The 15,432-nt window shown below is 52.2% G+C and carries 17 protein-coding genes, 1 pseudogene and 1 riboswitch; of the genes and pseudogenes, 11 read left to right on the forward strand and 7 right to left on the reverse strand.

Translation table 11 applies throughout. The features are described 5' to 3' along the window. Position 1: 1 nt before the first annotated feature. Positions 2 to 1,099: an efflux RND transporter periplasmic adaptor subunit gene (locus J4377_RS16035; protein WP_120387325.1), complete on the reverse strand. Its 1,098-nt coding sequence runs from the start codon at positions 1,097 to 1,099 to the stop codon at positions 2 to 4. Between the two features lie 149 nt (positions 1,100 to 1,248). On the opposite strand from J4377_RS16035, the gene J4377_RS16040 reads away from it, so the two are divergent. The 4 genes and pseudogenes from J4377_RS16040 to J4377_RS16055 all read left to right on the forward strand — a co-directional run bounded on the left by J4377_RS16040 (position 1,249) and on the right by J4377_RS16055 (position 3,248). Continuing rightward, complete coding sequence (locus J4377_RS16040) at positions 1,249 to 1,872, forward strand: TetR family transcriptional regulator (protein WP_038478614.1); 624 nt, start codon at positions 1,249 to 1,251, stop codon at positions 1,870 to 1,872. An 83-nt stretch (positions 1,873 to 1,955) separates the two neighbouring features. Next, the gene (locus J4377_RS16045; RefSeq protein ID WP_253488169.1) at positions 1,956 to 2,147 is read left to right on the forward strand and encodes a hypothetical protein; all 192 of its coding nucleotides are present in this window, start codon (positions 1,956 to 1,958) and stop codon (positions 2,145 to 2,147) included. Continuing rightward, positions 2,101 to 2,442: pseudogene (locus tag J4377_RS16050) on the forward strand (amidohydrolase family protein); the annotation flags it as partial. The gene J4377_RS16045 and the pseudogene J4377_RS16050, both read left to right, overlap by 47 nt. Positions 2,443 to 2,474: 32 nt before the next feature. After that, positions 2,475 to 2,645: riboswitch (FMN riboswitch) on the forward strand. A 105-nt stretch (positions 2,646 to 2,750) separates the two neighbouring features. Next, positions 2,751 to 3,248 (forward strand): 6,7-dimethyl-8-ribityllumazine synthase, encoded by a 498-nt coding sequence (locus J4377_RS16055; RefSeq protein ID WP_253486147.1) that lies wholly within the window; start codon positions 2,751 to 2,753, stop codon positions 3,246 to 3,248. A gap of 84 nt (positions 3,249 to 3,332) precedes the next feature. Here J4377_RS16055 and J4377_RS16060 read toward each other — a convergent pair whose 3' ends face one another. Further along, positions 3,333 to 3,782, reverse strand: coding sequence for a GNAT family N-acetyltransferase (locus J4377_RS16060; protein ID WP_253486148.1), 450 nt, complete (start codon positions 3,780 to 3,782; stop codon positions 3,333 to 3,335). A 140-nt stretch (positions 3,783 to 3,922) separates the two neighbouring features. Between J4377_RS16060 and J4377_RS16065 the strand changes: the two genes are divergently transcribed. Both J4377_RS16065 and pcsA read left to right on the forward strand, forming a co-directional pair. Next, the gene (locus tag J4377_RS16065; protein ID WP_253486149.1) at positions 3,923 to 4,528 is read left to right on the forward strand and encodes a DNA-3-methyladenine glycosylase I; all 606 of its coding nucleotides are present in this window, start codon (positions 3,923 to 3,925) and stop codon (positions 4,526 to 4,528) included. Between the two features lie 202 nt (positions 4,529 to 4,730). Next, positions 4,731 to 5,411, forward strand: coding sequence for a phosphatidylcholine synthase (gene pcsA, locus J4377_RS16070; RefSeq protein WP_370687206.1), 681 nt, complete (start codon positions 4,731 to 4,733; stop codon positions 5,409 to 5,411). Here pcsA and J4377_RS16075 read toward each other — a convergent pair. Continuing rightward, positions 5,408 to 6,850 (reverse strand): PLP-dependent aminotransferase family protein, encoded by a 1,443-nt coding sequence (locus J4377_RS16075; protein WP_193067498.1) that lies wholly within the window; start codon positions 6,848 to 6,850, stop codon positions 5,408 to 5,410. The two genes, pcsA and J4377_RS16075, sit on opposite strands and share 4 nt — an antisense overlap. 212 nt (positions 6,851 to 7,062) lie before the next feature. On the opposite strand from J4377_RS16075, the gene J4377_RS16080 reads away from it, so the two are divergent. Continuing rightward, positions 7,063 to 7,263 carry a DUF1127 domain-containing protein gene (locus J4377_RS16080; RefSeq protein WP_038478640.1) on the forward strand — a complete coding sequence of 67 codons (201 nt, stop codon included), beginning with the start codon at positions 7,063 to 7,065 and terminating at the stop codon, positions 7,261 to 7,263. Further along, the gene (locus J4377_RS16085) at positions 7,250 to 8,122 is read left to right on the forward strand and encodes a PhzF family phenazine biosynthesis protein (RefSeq protein ID WP_038478643.1); all 873 of its coding nucleotides are present in this window, start codon (positions 7,250 to 7,252) and stop codon (positions 8,120 to 8,122) included. The genes J4377_RS16080 and J4377_RS16085 overlap by 14 nt, the downstream gene beginning before the upstream one ends. On the opposite strand, the gene J4377_RS16090 is transcribed toward J4377_RS16085, so the two are convergent. Further along, positions 8,110 to 9,078, reverse strand: coding sequence for a hypothetical protein (locus J4377_RS16090; protein ID WP_253486150.1), 969 nt, complete (start codon positions 9,076 to 9,078; stop codon positions 8,110 to 8,112). The two genes, J4377_RS16085 and J4377_RS16090, sit on opposite strands and share 13 nt — an antisense overlap. 126 nt (positions 9,079 to 9,204) lie before the next feature. Between J4377_RS16090 and J4377_RS16095 the strand changes: the two genes are divergently transcribed. Next, on the forward strand, positions 9,205 to 9,663 hold the full coding sequence (locus tag J4377_RS16095; RefSeq protein WP_253486151.1) for an Lrp/AsnC family transcriptional regulator: 459 nt from the start codon (positions 9,205 to 9,207) through the stop codon (positions 9,661 to 9,663). 7 nt (positions 9,664 to 9,670) lie between these two features. Here J4377_RS16095 and J4377_RS16100 read toward each other — a convergent pair whose 3' ends face one another. The 3 genes from J4377_RS16100 to J4377_RS16110 all read right to left on the reverse strand — a co-directional run bounded on the left by J4377_RS16100 (position 9,671) and on the right by J4377_RS16110 (position 13,294). Next, positions 9,671 to 10,291 carry a TetR/AcrR family transcriptional regulator gene (locus J4377_RS16100; RefSeq protein ID WP_089040624.1) on the reverse strand — a complete coding sequence of 207 codons (621 nt, stop codon included), beginning with the start codon at positions 10,289 to 10,291 and terminating at the stop codon, positions 9,671 to 9,673. Between the two features lie 95 nt (positions 10,292 to 10,386). Further along, the gene (locus J4377_RS16105) at positions 10,387 to 11,883 is read right to left on the reverse strand and encodes a CoA-acylating methylmalonate-semialdehyde dehydrogenase (RefSeq protein ID WP_253486152.1); all 1,497 of its coding nucleotides are present in this window, start codon (positions 11,881 to 11,883) and stop codon (positions 10,387 to 10,389) included. Between the two features lie 43 nt (positions 11,884 to 11,926). Beyond that, positions 11,927 to 13,294 (reverse strand): aspartate aminotransferase family protein, encoded by a 1,368-nt coding sequence (locus tag J4377_RS16110; RefSeq protein WP_301271688.1) that lies wholly within the window; start codon positions 13,292 to 13,294, stop codon positions 11,927 to 11,929. Positions 13,295 to 13,618: 324 nt separating this feature from the next. Between J4377_RS16110 and J4377_RS16115 the strand changes: the two genes are divergently transcribed. After that, entirely contained in the window at positions 13,619 to 13,861 is a 243-nt protein-coding gene (locus J4377_RS16115; protein WP_253486153.1) for a hypothetical protein, read from the forward strand. 14 nt (positions 13,862 to 13,875) lie between these two features. Beyond that, entirely contained in the window at positions 13,876 to 15,423 is a 1,548-nt protein-coding gene (locus J4377_RS16120) for a sodium:solute symporter family protein (RefSeq protein ID WP_051626370.1), read from the forward strand. Positions 15,424 to 15,432: the final 9 nt, after the last annotated feature.

Here is a 15,432-nt window from a genome sequence, read left to right on the forward strand (position 1 = left end):
CTTATAGCCCCTGTTCCTTTTCCCATGGTGTTACACGCATATCAGCGCTGACACGATGGGCTCCCGCTGCCACTACACGATCATTCGCGGCTAGTTCGCCACTCACCTCTAACCCCTTAGAAGTTAAACGCCCCACCTCGACCGGTACCGCCTCTAAACGATCCGGCGCCTGAAAACGCCACACCACCGCCTGCTCCGAGTTCTCACCTTGATAGCTAATGGCGTTAGGCGGCAAATGCCAAACAAGACTTTCAGACGCTGGTAACAGTTGGCCTAAATCAAGCCGCACGGTGGCGCTCATGCCATCAAGCAGCGTGATATCGTCGGGCTGCGGTAGCCGAAGCGTTACCTCATAAGCCAAGCTTTGGGCGCTGGCCTGGGTGGTATAAGACGCCAGCTGCGCAAGGTAAGGTTTTTCGCTATTGCCAAACCGCACTTCAAAGGCCATCGCCATTTCAAACGGGGTCACCTCATCGTTGCGCGGTATCTGCTGAACGATTTGCTGCGGTAAATGAAAGATCACATCAAGCTGCCCTGGCTGCTGAATCACCGCCACGGTTTCCTGCACCTGGACAATCTGCCGATTATCTACCGGCACCTGGGCAATCACACCATCGTAAGGTGCGCGCAATTGGGTATTTTCCAGTTGCTCTTCGGCCTGTTCAAAGGTCGCCCGAGCGGCACGCAACTCCGCCTCTGATTCATCAAACCGTGCTTGGCTAATCGCTCCACGCTCTAGGGTATAGCGCATGCGTTCGTGAGTGGCCCGTGCCAGTTCTAACCGTGAACGGGCGCTATCCAATTCACTGCGCATATTACGATCATCAATACGCGCGATGAGGGTGCCTTCCGTTACCCGCTGACCGGGAGTCACGTTAATCTCTAACAGCTCACCCGCCATGCGAAACGATAGATTGCTGCGTGTAGTGGCTTCAACGCGCGCAGGAAATTGTCGCTGCAGCGCGGCACCAGACGCTTCTAATGTCACCAGTTTCACCGGCCGAAGAGGAGGCTCATTCTGGCTTTCGGCATAAGCGTCACCTGTTGCCAGCAGCAGGGCCAGCAGCGCTGGAAGCAATCGAATCACAGTGTTACGCACAGCGGACTCCTCGGTGGTGTTATCAATACACAGACATAAAAATTTCACTGACATCCATGAATGTCAGTGAGCGTGTATACTAATCACCTACTGGCGACTTTGCCATTCAGTAATGCCAATATAAGTGCACTTTTTTGTTAGGAGCCGCTATGTCACGCCGCAAAGCTGAGGCTGAACGCACCCGCGAGGCCATCCTTGATGCTGCAGAAACTCAGTTTCTCGCTCAAGGCGTGTCGCGCACCACATTGGCTCATATTGCCGCAGCGGCTGGCGTTACCCGAGGTGCGATTTACTGGCATTTTGAGGATAAAGCGGCGGTATTCGATGCCCTGCTAGAGCGTGTTCGCGTGCCGCTCGATGAAATTGTCGATGATGCTGTGCTGCGACTGGGCCACACCCCCACCAAATGCCTGCAAGAGATTGCCCTGAGTGCGCTTGGCGCTATCTGCCATAACCTTCCGTTACAGCGCGCCGCCACCATCGTGCTGCATCGCTGCGAAAAGCTGGAAGATGATCATCCACGTATCAGCATGATCACTCGGCTGTCCGAGCATGCTGAAATGCAGGTTGAGCAGCTATTTGAGAATGCCCGGCAAGCCGGCCATCTGCGCGCTGACCTCACGCCCGCCAGCGCCCGGCGCCAGTACCATAGCTTTTTAATCGGCATTTGCTTTGATTGGCTACAAGATCCGCAGCAATTCTCATTAGCAGACGAGTACGAGAGCATGATCGAAACGTTAATGCGGGGATTGCTAGTGGAGAGCGCACTCTAAACGCTTTGAGAAGATAAGCTTGGCATGCAGGTTGCTCCCATCACTAGAAAATTTCCATTCACTTGATGAGAGAGAGCTGACCTATGCACATGCAGATCATTAACGCCCGGCTACGCCAGCGCCCTGAGCTCTACCGGCTTGAGATTGAGAACGGTATTTTCTCGGCAATCACTCCCCAGAACGCGCCACAAACGGTAGGGGATGGGCAAATTGATGCAGGCGGCAAGCTGCTTTGCCGAGGATTCGATCTTCGACCCCTGGTACTCACTGGGTAACGGTAAGCTGTTGCGGACGCTCGATTTTGGCTTGCATATCTGCCAAATGATGGGCTATCAGGATTTCAGCCAGGCGCTGTCGCTTATCACTGACAACAGCGCACGCACACTCAATATTGAAGCGCGTTACGGTATCGAGGTCGGCAAACCCGCCAGCTTCAACCTGCTGGAGGGTGAAGATGACTACAGCGTGCTGCGTACTCAGGGCGAGGTGCTACTTTCCGTTCGCCACGGTGAAATCATTATGCAGCGCGACCCCGCAAAGATTACGACACCCCCGTGGCTTGGTATTTAGAAAAAGCGTAATATAGCCGGGCTGATAATCAGCAAAGTTCTCAGGGCGGGGTGAAAGTCCCCACCGGCGGTGATGATGGCTGAATAAACTTCTGTCATCTAAGCCCGCGAGCGCTCAAGACTGTTGTTTTTTATTTCTTGAGGTCAGCAGATTCGGTGAAAAGCCGAAGCCGACGGTGATAGTCCGGATGAAAGAGAACGGTACCTTAGACACGCAACTTAAAAAGTGGCTTCAGCCACCTTTTGCGGTTGCCTGACGATCGGTTCCGCGTGCCCTGATTCTGGTACAACTTATCCAAGAGAATGACCATGAATCAGACATTTCCGCTAACGCTTTCAACACACACCACGGCTCAGCGCATTGCGTTTATTCAAGGCCACTGGCATCACGATATTGTCGAGAAGGCCTATGAAGCATTTATCACTGAAGTAGAACGCTGCGGTCTTAGCGCCGAACAAGTGGACATCTTCACCGTATCAGGTGCTTACGAAATCCCCCTCCAGGCAAAGGTACTCGCCGAGAGTGGCCGCTACGGCGCCATTGTCGGGGCAGGCTTTGTGGTAGACGGCGGCATTTATCGCCACGACTTTGTCGCCCATGCGGTCATTGATGGCTTAATGCGCGTGCAGTTAGATACGCAAGTACCGATTATCTCGGTCGTCTTAACACCACACCACTTCCATGAGCACAGCACTCACCACGACTTCTACACCCAGCACTTTGTTACCAAAGGGCAAGAAGCCGCCCAGGCGTGTCTGAATACGATGGAGAACCTGCATCGAGCGCGCAAGCTAAGCAACGCGTAAATCTATAGTGCAGTTAAAACCTGAGCTGTTTGAGCCCGGCTAAACGCCGGGCTTGAAATGACGGCTCCTTAGTCACCATTGCCGTTATTTGATATCCAGCAAATAGCCGTAAAACGCCGTGTTGCGCTGCCAGTCCAAGGACTCATAAAGGTGCTGGGCGCGCTCATTCTCTACCTGCGTCATAAGGATTAAGCGCGCGACACCATGCTCGCGAGCCAGTTGGGTAGCGGCTTCCATTAACGCCCTTCCCGTCCCCTTATCACGACACTCCGGCAACACAAAAAGATCATTTAGCGTCCAACGCGCATTCAAGCCCACCGTGGAAACTCCAGGATAAAGCTGCACGAAACCAGTGAGGTTAGCGTCGCTATTTTCACTAACTAAGATACGCGAGTCAGCCTGCCCAAAGCGCTGACGCAAGAAGTCCCGCGCCGCACCGATATCACTCGGCTGACTATAGAACTGCCGATAGCCGTCTAATAGCTCGGTTAAAGCATCAAGATCATGAATGGTCGCTGCGCGAATCTTGGTCATAGTGCTACCTCCTGAACGTATTACGTAGTGGACTGGCTACTTCCCATCACGGATCTTTCCATCACGGATCTATCAAACATTCAGTAAACAACGTATCGCCAATGGAATACAGTAGAAGTACTACGAAATGAGATACTGCTATGCCTGACTTTATTGCCCCAGATAATCTTCCACGCTGCCAGTGGTGTGGCGGTGCCCCCGAATTTCTGCCCTACCATGACAACGAGTGGGGGTTTCCGGTGGTTGACGACCAGCGGTTATTCGAAAAGCTCTGCCTGGAAAGTTTTCAGTCAGGCTTAAGTTGGCGCACCATTCTCAACAAACGCGAGAACTTTCGCGCTGCCTTCCATCATTTCGACTTCCATCACGTTGCCCGCTTTGGCGAAGAGGATGTGCAGCGCTTGCTGCAAGACGCCGGCATTATTCGCCATCGTGGCAAAATCGAGGCGGTGATTAATAATGCTCAGCGGGCGCTGGAAATGGTCAACCAGGAAGGCTCACTGGCCGCATATTTCTGGCGTTTCGAGCCAACCCTCGATTCACTTGCCGCACCACAAACTCAGACCACCTCGCCTGAATCCATCGCACTTGCTAAAGATTTGAAAAAGCGCGGCTGGAAATTCGTTGGTCCAACCACTGCATTTGCGTTTATGCAGGCCATGGGGCTACTCAATGATCACTCGCTGACGTGCATCACTCGAGAGCAAGTCGAACAGGCAAGGCAGCAATTTCAACGACCAAAATAGCAACAGAGGCACAAGACACTATACTTTTTGCACAAACGTGCCATGCCCAGATGGCCGGCCTACGTATTCGCTGGGTGCCGTCTTGTAGTAGGGTATGATTTTTACACACTCATCTATACACCGAACAGCAAGGGGACATCACGTTCCCAATGGGGTCAACGTGGTCCAAACGCTCTCTTCTCACACAGAATCCCGCGCTTCGATATGGAAAGCTTGGAGCGTGCATATATTCACGGCCAGCGGCGTACTGCTCGGCACAATGGCGCTGCTCTCGCTGATCGACAACAATCCAGTCGCCTGCTTACTATGGCTTGGCGCGGCGATGATGGTCGATGGTTTCGATGGCACTCTGGCGCGTAAGTATGAAGTAAAAACCATCCTGCCCCACTTCGATGGCTCGACGCTTGATATGGTCATCGATTATCTAACCTGGGCATTTATTCCCGCTCTGTTCATTTACTTCTTTATCGAGTTACCGCCCAATTTCGAATTGCTGTCAGTGTTTATCATTCTGCTGTCATCGATGTTCTGTTTCTGCAACACTAATATGAAAAGCCAGGATAATTACTTTGTTGGCTTTCCTGCTGCCTGGAACATTGCTGCGGCCTATTTTTATATTCTCGATTTACCGCCCTTCATCACCTTTGCATCTATCGTTTTTCTCGCCATTCTTACCGTGACCAAGATGAAGTTCCTGCATCCGTTTCGTGTTCGTCAGTTCATGCCACTCAATATCGCCGTCACGCTATTATGGTGCGCCTGTACAACGTCACTGGTGCTCTCAAGCCCCGAACATGCCGCTTGGGCACTATGGGGGTGGGGCATTGCATCCGTTTACTTCATTGGTATGTGCGTATGGCGTACCGTTCAAGAAGCGTTTTAACTTAGCGATACCTCATACCGCTGTGCCTCCTCCACCATCTCGGTGGCAAGCTCTCCCACGGTGCGCACGGCATCTTCAATGGCCGGTGTTAGCGTAAATGCGTAGTTAAGTCGCAAACACTGGCGAAACTTGCCCGAGGCTGAAAATAGCGAGCCAGGAGCCACATGGATGGCGCGCTTGGCTAAGCGTTCATTAAGGCGTACGCAGTCCACGGCGGCAGGTAACTCCACCCATAGCAAAAAACTGCCTTGTGGATAACTGATGCCCGCGCCTTCTGGAAAATAGCGCTGCACCCAGTTGATCATGATGTCCCGTTGGCGCTGATATTGGCGGGTAACATAGCGAAGGTGACGCTCGTAGTGGCCTTTGGCGACAAACTCCGCCACCGCCAACTGCGGCAATGTGGCCGAGGCACCGGTAGAGACATACTTCATATGCAGCGCCTTATCTCGATAACACCCCGGCGCTAGCCAACCCACTCGTAGTCCTGGCCCCACTGTTTTCGAAAAGCCACTGCATAACAGCACCCGCCCATCGTCATCGAAAGACTTCACCGTCAACGGCCTTGGGTGGGTATAGGAGAGATCACCGTAGATATCGTCTTCAATGATGGCCACGTCGAAGCGTTGGGCGAGTTGAAACAGCGCCTGTTTGCGCGCCTCGCTCATGGTGTAGCCCAGCGGATTGTTATACGTCGGAGTGACCTGGATGGCACGGATCGGCCACTGCTCCAGCGCCATTTCCAACGCTTCCAAACTAATGCCCGTTTGCGGATCAGTAGGAATCTCCAACGCTTTTAGACCATTGGCTTTTAGGATCTGCATGGTGCCGTAAAAGCTAGGCGAGTCCACGGCCACCACGTCGCCAGGCTGAGTAAGGGTGCGCAGCGCTATCGACAATGCTTCCTGGCAGCCGGTGGTGATCATGATGTCATCCGGGTGCAGCAAACAGCCGGAGGCAATGGCCAGCCGCGCTACCTGCTGACGCAGCTCGGGGCTACCACTCAGTTTGTCGTAGTTAAAGCCATTCAGATCGTTCTTACGGTGCAGTCCCGCCAGTGTTTTCGACAGCGGCTTAAGCGTTTCATAAGCCAGGTTCGGCACACCGCGCCCAAGCAGCAGCCGACTATCGTCACGCTCGGTAGCGACCAGCTCTAATACTTGATCCCATTGGGAGACATCCAGCGGGCACTGCGCAGGACGAGAGACAGAAGGCAGCACCGCAGGCACTCTGCTTGGAAGTACAAAGTAGCCCGATTTCGGCCGTGATTCGATCAGCGACACATCCATCAGTTGCCGATAGGCTTCCTGAGCCGTCGAGATACTGACATCAAGCTCCTGACATACCGCTCGAATAGAAGGCAGGCGATCGCCCACGCGGTAAATACCGTGCTCAATTCGCTCCCGCAAAATACAAGCGACTTCTTCGTAGCGCGTCATGACTCCAGCCCTCTATCTTTGAAATGCTTTTAAAATCGCTCTTCAAAACGTTCTTGAAGACGTTTTAAAAACAATACAGATACCCTGCCCAGCAACCATACAGAGGTATAACATATACCATCTGTATCTTGAAAATAGAAAAGCCTATATCTGTATTGACCTAGCATGGCTGCGTAATCTGGTGGAGCACATCGTCATCAAGGAGAACTGCCATGCTACGCTTCAGCCTCACTCAGTTTCGCTGTCAGTTACGTCACTATCATCAACGCCGCCGTAGCCGCCGTCAGCTACTAACCCTTGATGACCGACTGCTGGAAGATATTGGAATCACTCGCACCCAGGCGCAAAAAGAGGGTTGTAAACCGTTTTGGCAGCACTCTTCATGCAAAAGAGGTCCCTATGAAAACTGCTGAGTATTACCTGTTGGATGTGTTTACCGATAAGCCTTTTTCGGGCAATCAGTTGGCAGTTTTTTTAGATGCCGATGAGCTTGAAACCAGCACTATGCAGGCAATTGCCAATGAACTTAACTTGGCTGAAACGGTATTTTTAGGCGCGGCGACAGCGGCTAATCACTACCCTATGCGGATTTTCACACCGACGTCTGAGCTGCAGTTTGCTGGCCACCCCACGGTAGGTACCGCGCATCTACTAGCGGAGTTAAACCTCGTCAACCGCGAGCAGGGCATTGTGCTACAGCCACCTGTCGGCGAATTAGCGGTTAATTATGAAAAAAATACAGCAACATTCAAAACCGCCCAGCCCGTCATGGTCACGGGCAGCACGATTGATCGCCTTACTGCCGTTGAGCTACTAGGGCTAGACATCCACCAAGTCATTGGCGATCCAATCATTGCCTCTTTCGGGCTGCCCTTTCATCTTATTGAGCTAGCCGACCTAGCGGCTCTAGAGCACATACAAATCGCCGGTGCAGTATGGGCAGATGCCGTTACACGCAGCGGCACTGAGCAGATATACCTTTATGTGATGGAACAACGCGACAGCGAAGAGACGATTGTACGGAGCCGTATGTTCTCCATGCACGCCAGTATTTGCGAAGACCCCGCCACTGGCAGCGCTGCAGCAGCTTTAACCGGCTATTTAGCGTCACTCAAGCCAGATCCCCTACACTGCAAGATTCACCAGGGTGTTGAAATGGGGCGACCCAGCGTTATCCACACCGCCGCCAATGGTGAGATTAAGTCTGGCTATGTCAATGTGGGCGGTAAGGCAGTCATCTTGGGTAGGGGTGAATTTAATCACCTAGGTTGATGATGAGGTGATTTATTCTTCAACGTGGCTTTGGGCCAACGGGCAATCATCGCGGTGACAATAATGGCAAAGAAGAGCCGTGCCCATAAGATACCCGTTATATCGGCTCCAAGCATTAAGATCAGCAGCGTATCTTCTATAACGCTATGGCAGAGGCCGAGAAAACACAGCGCTAGCGTGCTGTCGCGCTTGCTAAGCACCCCGTTTTGCACGTCACGAATCAGCAGCCCTGCGCCATAGCTTAGTCCCAGCGTGAAACCAATGACCGTCACATTCGCTGCCGAACGACCAATGCCTAATAGCTTGAGCAACGGTAGCAAGCCAAGATGAATCCAACGCTCTAGACCCAGCCTTTTTAAAAGTTTTAAGAGCACAATCAGCGCTAAAATAATCACAAAAATAAGCGCTAACGTTTCCAACTGTGCCAACGCCCAACTGCTGAGCGTTGGTGCTGATGAAAAACTTGGCTGCCATACCAATTCAACGGGTGCTTGCAACAAACCAAAATACGAATAGAAGCAGTGTAACAGCCAAGCAAGCAATAAAGCCCCGCCCAAACGCAGAACCAGCGTGCCCCACCAAGGTACGCCAGCGCGCTTGGCTACCGCTCCCTCAACGGGAAGCGAATGCCCTACCAGCATCAACGCACCCAGTACCGTTACCTGCTCAACACTCAAAGGCGTTTCACCGACGACTTGGAAAAACACCGCAATGGCGGTGTACAAATTGGTGAAGAGCGCCGCCGCCCACACAACACCCATTTGTTCAGGCAAACCGAGTGTGCTCATTAAAGGAGCTAATGCCGCCCCCAGCCACTCGATCATACCGAGTAGCTCTAACCCTTTGACGATGAGCAAAGCAGGTATCAGGATTTTGAGTAATGTCACATATACGCGCAGCGCGTCTTGCAGTACACGACCGACCACCGCCAATAAACAGTGAATTGAGATCCGCATCAAGCCCTCCATTGCCATCGTTTTAACAAACGTTATGATAATGGAGATGACGCAGAATCTTCTTTCCAATACGGTGCCTACAGTCACTATTCGTTCTTTATAAACATAGGAAGAGAATTTTATTTCATGGACGCTATTGATCGAAGAATTCTTGACCAGCTTCAACGCGATTCCAGCCTGACCAATCAAGCATTAGCGGATGAAATAGGGCTTTCCCCCTCTGCCTGTTTAAAGCGGGTTAATCGATTACGCGATGCGGGAGTCATTGAGCGTGAAGTGGCGCTACTCAACCCTGATGCCTTAGGCCAGCGCCTACACATGGTGGTGGAAGTCACCATGGAGCGGGATAACAAGTTACTCTACCAGCAGTTCTTAACATCAGCGGTCAACGCCCCTGAAGTGAAGCAGTGCTATCAAGTAACGGGTGAGTGTGATTTTGTGTTGATCGTTGCAGTTGCTGATTTAGATGAGTACGACCGCTTTTGCGACAGCGTGCTCTATGCCCACGACAACCTGCGCAAGTTCCGCACGTTACTATCGCGAAAACGGCATAAGTTCGATACGTCTGTGCAGCTCAGTCGTTGAGTACTGCTCACGCCGTCAACCCAATCCCCCGCAAAATCACCGAAGTTACCGACTGCACGGCTTTTTCAAACTGCAGGTCGTCTAAGGGTTTATCGTCGTTAAGCAGGTAGATTTGGTAGTCGAAGTCGGCGTAGTGCTGGGTGGAGGCCCAAATCATATAAAGGAGATAGGACGGTTCAACGGGGTTAATTTGGCCGGACTCGACCCACTCGCGAATTTTCGACTCTTTCAATTTAGCCCATTCGTATAAGTTATCGCGCAGGCGCTCTTTCAGAATGGGTGCGCCCTGCATTACTTCCGCTGCCCATATTTTCGAGCCGTGAGCGCGGTAGCGAGAATGATTCATTTTGGCGCGGATATAGCTAGAAAGCACTACTCGTGGGTCGTCGTAGAGTTCGAAGCACAGCGCGTCCTGTTTCCAGATTTCCAGCAGCGCTAGCAGCACTTCCTGGTAGAGCGCCTTTTTAGTGGAAAAATAGTAGTGCACGTTGGATTTGGGCAGATCGGCCAACTGGGCAATTTCCCCCATCGATGCTCCGGCATAGCCTTTTTCAGCAAACAATTGCTCCGCCGCCTGAAGAATCTTTTTTACGTTGGTTTGCCGAATTTCGTCCTGTGTTCTCGCCACGCTGCTCGTCCCTTTACGACTAAGATACGCACACCAAAAAAGTGCACCACCGCTTAGCAGTGGTGCAGAGAAGATGGCGTAGTTAGCTTACGGCGTCAACGTTGGTTAGTGGGAAACGAAAACTCGGCACGTGTGGCTTCGCTCACCGAAGGCCAGCGCTGGGAAACCGCTTTTCGGCGGGTATAGAAGCGTACAGAGTCAGGGCCGTAGGCGTGAAGGTCGCCAAACAACGAGCGTTTCCAGCCGCCAAAGCTATGGTAGGCCACCGGTACGGGAAGCGGCACGTTAACACCCACCATGCCCACTTCGATGCCATCGGTAAAGCGTCGAGCAGCCTCGCCATCGCGAGTAAACAGGCAGGTGCCATTGCCGTATTCATGGTCGTTAATCAACTGCATAGCATCATCTAAGCTGCCGACCCGCACCACGCACAGCACTGGCCCGAAAATCTCTTCCTGGTAAATGCGCATCTCGGTAGTAACGTTATCGAACAGGCAACCACCAACGAAATAGCCATCTTCATGACCCGCGATTTTCAGCTCACGGCCATCGGCCACTAGCGACGCGCCTGCCTTTATGCCGTCTTCGATATAGCCCAACACCTTATCACGGTGCTCTGCCGTCACCAGCGGGCCCATATCCAAGCCTTTATCGGTACCAGGGCCAACCTTGAGCTCAGCAATTTTAGGCAGCAGCGTTTCAACTAACCGATCTGCCGTCTCGTCACCCACGCACACCGCCACCGAAATCGCCATGCAGCGCTCACCACAACTTCCGTAAGCCGCCCCCATCAGTGTATTGGCGGCGTTTTCCAAATCGGCGTCTGGAAGCACCACGGCATGGTTCTTCGCCCCACCCAGAGCCTGAACGCGTTTGCCAGCGGCCGAACCACGGGAATAGATAGCTTCCGCTACCGGCGTTGAGCCAACAAATGAAATAGCTTTAACAGCCTTAGCATCCAGCAGCGTTTCCACCGCTTCGCGACTACCGTGCACCACATTCATCACGCCTTTTGGCAACCCTGCTTCTTGCAACAGCTCGGCTACCGCCATCGCCGCCGAAGGATCTTTTTCCGAAGGCTTGAGAATAAAGGTGTTGCCGCAAGCAATCGCCATCGGATACATCCACAGCGGCACCATGGCAGGGAAATTAAACGGAGTAATGCCAGCCACTACGCCCAATGGCTGGAAATTGGACCACGCATCAATGCCCGGCCCAACGTTATGGGAATACTCACCTTTTAATAGCTCAGGCACACCGCAGGCATACTCGACATTTTCGATGCCGCGCTTCAGTTCGCCCATCGCATCTTCAGGGGTTTTACCGTGCTCTTCACTGACCAATTGCACCAAGCGGTCGGCGTGCTCCTCTAGCAGTTGCTTGAAGCGGTACATTACTTGGGCGCGCTTAGCAGGTGGCGTATCTCGCCAAGCGGGAAACGCAGCTTGGGCGGCGGCAATAGCACGTTCTACGTCGGCGGCGCTGGCGTCCGCCACTTGGCGAATCACTTTACCCGTTGAAGGGTTGGTCACGTCCAGCATGCGCTGGCTGTCGATTAATTCACCGTTAATCAGATGGGAAACAACGCTCATTTTTTAACTCTCTTTTTAACGCTCTGAAGTTTAGATCAGTCGGTTATGCTAACGAATCCAGGGTGGTGGCAACGGCATCAAACAGCCGCTCTAGCTCAGCCTCTGTGGAGCCAAACGGAGGGCCAAACTGCAGCGTGTCGCCGCCGTAGCGCACGTAGAACCCAGCTTCCCATAAGGCTAAATGAGCGTCCCTAGGGCGAATGGTGGGGTCGCCATCTCGGGGCGCCAATTGAAGTGCGCCCGCTAAGCCATAGTTACGAATATCAACAATGTGATTGCGGCCTTTTAGAGCGTGCAGCTTTTGCTCAAAAGCGGGCGCGATAGCACTTACCTGGGCAGGGAAGTTGTCACGCTCCATCATTTCGAGTGCCGCTAAGCCAGCCGCACAAGCGACAGGGTGGGCGCTGTAGGTGTAACCGTGAGGAAACTCAATGGCGTGTTGGGCGCCGCCAGCGTGCATAAAAGTGTCAAAAATTTCGCTGGAAGCAATCACCGCGCCCATAGGAATAGCGCCGTTGGTGATCTGCTTGGCAACATTCATGATATCCGGTGTAACGCCAAACGCTTCTGCGCCGGTGGTTGCGCCACTGCGGCCAAAAGCAGTGATGACTTCATCGAATATCAGCAAAATATCGTGGGCGGTACAGATCTCGCGCAGCCGATCCAGATAGCCTTTGGGCGGCACAATCACCCCAGCAGAGCCAGACATCGGCTCAACGATCACCGCCGCAATGGTGGATGCATCATGCAGGGCGATTTGATCAAGCAACGCATCAGCAAGCTCGGCGCCGGTTTCGGCTTGGCCACGGGTGAAGGCGTGACCTGCCTGCAGCGTGTGCGGCAGATGCGTTACGTCCATCAATTGGCCGTAGTGCTTACGATTGCCACCGATGCCACCCAGGCTGGTGCCACCAATATTAACCCCGTGATAACCCTTGGCACGGCCAATCATGCGCGTCTTCTCAGGCTTACCTTTTAGCCGCCAGTAGGCCTTGGCCATTTTGACAGAGGTATCAGCGGCTTCTGAACCAGAGTTAGTGAAAAACACATGATCCAGCCCCGCAGGTGTAAGGCTGGCCACTCTTTCCGCCAGTTTGAACGCCAGCGGGTGACCAATTTGAAAACCTGGCGCAAAGTCGAGAGAGCCGAGCTGCGCCGCCACCGCTTTTTGAATCTCTTCACGGTTATGACCTGCGCCGCAGGTCCATAAGCCAGAGAGTGAATCAAACAGCTTACGGCCCTGGTCATCGATGTAATAGCGCCCTTCCGCGCCAGTAATCATGCGCGGGTTGGCGCGGAAATCACGGTTAGCGCTAAACGGCATCCAATAGTGCTGATTAAGTGCGCTGGGAGAAGCGTTTTGTTCGTCAATAAACGCCAGAGGGGTAGTGTTGTTTTGTAGGTCAAACATGGTGTCCGGCTCCATCGCTATGAGACATAGCCTCAGCATGCGCCACTGAACATGTTTATAAAACTACGCTTTTCTTGTGTTCACGTTAGTAAATTTATACGTAATAAGCAGGCTCTCGTTATCCATTCTGGCTTGACGATATTTTGAAAAACGCCTATTTGTTATATCTATACGAATAAATACAACAAATGAGTGGTTCACGCCCCACTAACGCTTGGCAACCGCGCTGCGCTTAATAACGCTGCTGTTGGATAGCTTTTGCTGGATTGCTTTGCGCTGAAAACCAAGCTCACACACAAACCATAAACAAAGGGCAAACGTGTTATGAAATATCTACCTCCTCTTAAACTAGCGCTTTATAGCGGCATGCTAATTGGGTTCTTCATGCTAGAAAGTCCCATCATCATGCTAGCCAATCGCATAGAACCCATGCTGATGGGCCTCCCCTTTTTATTGGCCTGGAATCTCTTTTGGTGGTTTGCATTAACAGTGCTGTTTTTAGTGGCGTATTTGACAAACTGGGGCAGCCCATCATCAACGGCTAACCACACCATTAAGCAACCATAAACGGGAGATAACGCATGACCGGTAGCTTATTAATTATTGCCGCATTTATGATCATCCCTTTATTAGTAGGGGTTCTATCGGCACGTCAATCGCAAGAAACGAGTGAAGACTTCTTCGTTCAAGGCCGCGCGATGGGTAGCATAGCGGTATTTTTCACCGTAGCGGCCACGTGGTGGAGTGCGTTTGCCTTCTTGGGTTCTAACGCTACGTTCTATACCAATGGCCCGGTCTTTCTGACTGCGCTAGCCTGGAACTTGCTGTTTGGCTTTATGTATTACTGGATCGGCAAGCGGGTTTGGTTTTTAGGAAAGCGATTCAATTATTTAACGCCATCAGATTTAATTGGCGACTTTTATAACAGCGAAGCGCTGCGTATTACCGTTGCTGCTATTACGCTGATTTTTACCGTACCTTATTTACAGATCCAGTTAACAGGCGGTGCCTATTTAATTGAAGTTGCCTCTGGTGGCTTAATTCCTTTCTGGCTCGCCGCGCTGCTGTTTTACTTCATTATTATTATCTATGTATGGATTGGTGGCATTCGTGCCATTGCCTGGACCGACGTCATTTATGGGGCTCTGCTGTTCTTCGGCATGATGTACGCAGGCTACTATATTTCCACCCAAGTGGGTGGGCCATCCGCTCTGTTCAGCCAACTCCAGCAAACCTCTCCTGAACATCTCACTATGCCAGGACCGAACGGCACGATGGGCTATCCCATGTGGTTCTCGCTGTTTGCGATAACCGCTATAGGTGCCTTTATGGGTCCACAAATCTGGTTGCGCATGTACTCAGTTAAGCACGGGAAGCTGTTTAACTTAATGCCCTTCTTATTAGGCTTAGCAGCTTTTGCCTATGTAGGTTCTGTTCTATCAGGTTACTCGGGAGTACTGCTTGAGCCGAATGTGGAAAATCCCGACCAAATCCTGCCCATCATGCTCATGGAGTATGCGCCATATCTGCTTGCCTCGCTGATTATGGCAGCGGGCGCATCAGCCGCCATGTCAACGGCAAACTCACAGATTCACGCGGTATCCACGGTAGTGACAATGGATATTTACAAACGCTATGTGAACCGTGACGCAAGCCAAGCCCGTATTGTTTATATCGGTCGCTTATCACTGGTGGGCTTCTCACTGGTGGCTTATATCATGGCGCTTACCGTACCCGGTGTTCTGGTCACTATCGGCATTGCTGCTCTGGCTGGTACTGCACAATTGGTGATTCCTACACTCGGTGCCATCACTTGGAAAAAAGCTCACCCGACTGCTGCTCTAGTAGGTTTGTGGGCCGGCGTTGGCTGCGTGCTTCTGATGACCTTTGGCCCGCTAAGTGCTCCCCTTGGCTTCCATGCGGGTATTTGGGGGCTATTGCTCAACATCGCGCTGTTTGTTGGCCTAAGCCATGCATTGCATCGCCGTGACACAGCGGTTGTGGAACGCTTTACCCAGGCGCGCTACGACTATGATGCGGAGTACCATCCCGAGCGTTTACCTAGCTATACACAAGAACCTAAACCATCTTATGCACAAGAAACTAAACCCTCTATAGCTGATCGCTAACAATCAACA

This window comes from Halomonas sp. XH26, from assembly GCF_024138895.1.
Taxonomy (GTDB): Bacteria; Pseudomonadota; Gammaproteobacteria; order Pseudomonadales; family Halomonadaceae; genus Vreelandella; species Vreelandella alkaliphila.

Coding starts and splice junctions, on each gene's coding strand:
- J4377_RS16040 (WP_038478614.1), top strand. CDS start 1,249: ATGTCACGCCGCAAAGCTGAGGCTGAACGCACCCGCGAGGCCATCCTT.
- J4377_RS16045 (WP_253488169.1), top strand. CDS start 1,956: ATGCACATGCAGATCATTAACGCCCGGCTACGCCAGCGCCCTGAGCTC.
- J4377_RS16055 (WP_253486147.1), top strand. CDS start 2,751: ATGAATCAGACATTTCCGCTAACGCTTTCAACACACACCACGGCTCAG.
- J4377_RS16060 (WP_253486148.1), bottom strand. CDS start 3,782: ATGACCAAGATTCGCGCAGCGACCATTCATGATCTTGATGCTTTAACC.
- J4377_RS16065 (WP_253486149.1), top strand. CDS start 3,923: ATGCCTGACTTTATTGCCCCAGATAATCTTCCACGCTGCCAGTGGTGT.
- J4377_RS16075 (WP_193067498.1), bottom strand. CDS start 6,850: ATGACGCGCTACGAAGAAGTCGCTTGTATTTTGCGGGAGCGAATTGAG.
- J4377_RS16080 (WP_038478640.1), top strand. CDS start 7,063: ATGCTACGCTTCAGCCTCACTCAGTTTCGCTGTCAGTTACGTCACTAT.
- J4377_RS16085 (WP_038478643.1), top strand. CDS start 7,250: ATGAAAACTGCTGAGTATTACCTGTTGGATGTGTTTACCGATAAGCCT.
- J4377_RS16090 (WP_253486150.1), bottom strand. CDS start 9,078: ATGCGGATCTCAATTCACTGTTTATTGGCGGTGGTCGGTCGTGTACTG.
- J4377_RS16095 (WP_253486151.1), top strand. CDS start 9,205: ATGGACGCTATTGATCGAAGAATTCTTGACCAGCTTCAACGCGATTCC.
- J4377_RS16105 (WP_253486152.1), bottom strand. CDS start 11,883: ATGAGCGTTGTTTCCCATCTGATTAACGGTGAATTAATCGACAGCCAG.
- J4377_RS16110 (WP_301271688.1), bottom strand. CDS start 13,294: ATGTTTGACCTACAAAACAACACTACCCCTCTGGCGTTTATTGACGAA.
- J4377_RS16115 (WP_253486153.1), top strand. CDS start 13,619: ATGAAATATCTACCTCCTCTTAAACTAGCGCTTTATAGCGGCATGCTA.
- J4377_RS16120 (WP_051626370.1), top strand. CDS start 13,876: ATGACCGGTAGCTTATTAATTATTGCCGCATTTATGATCATCCCTTTA.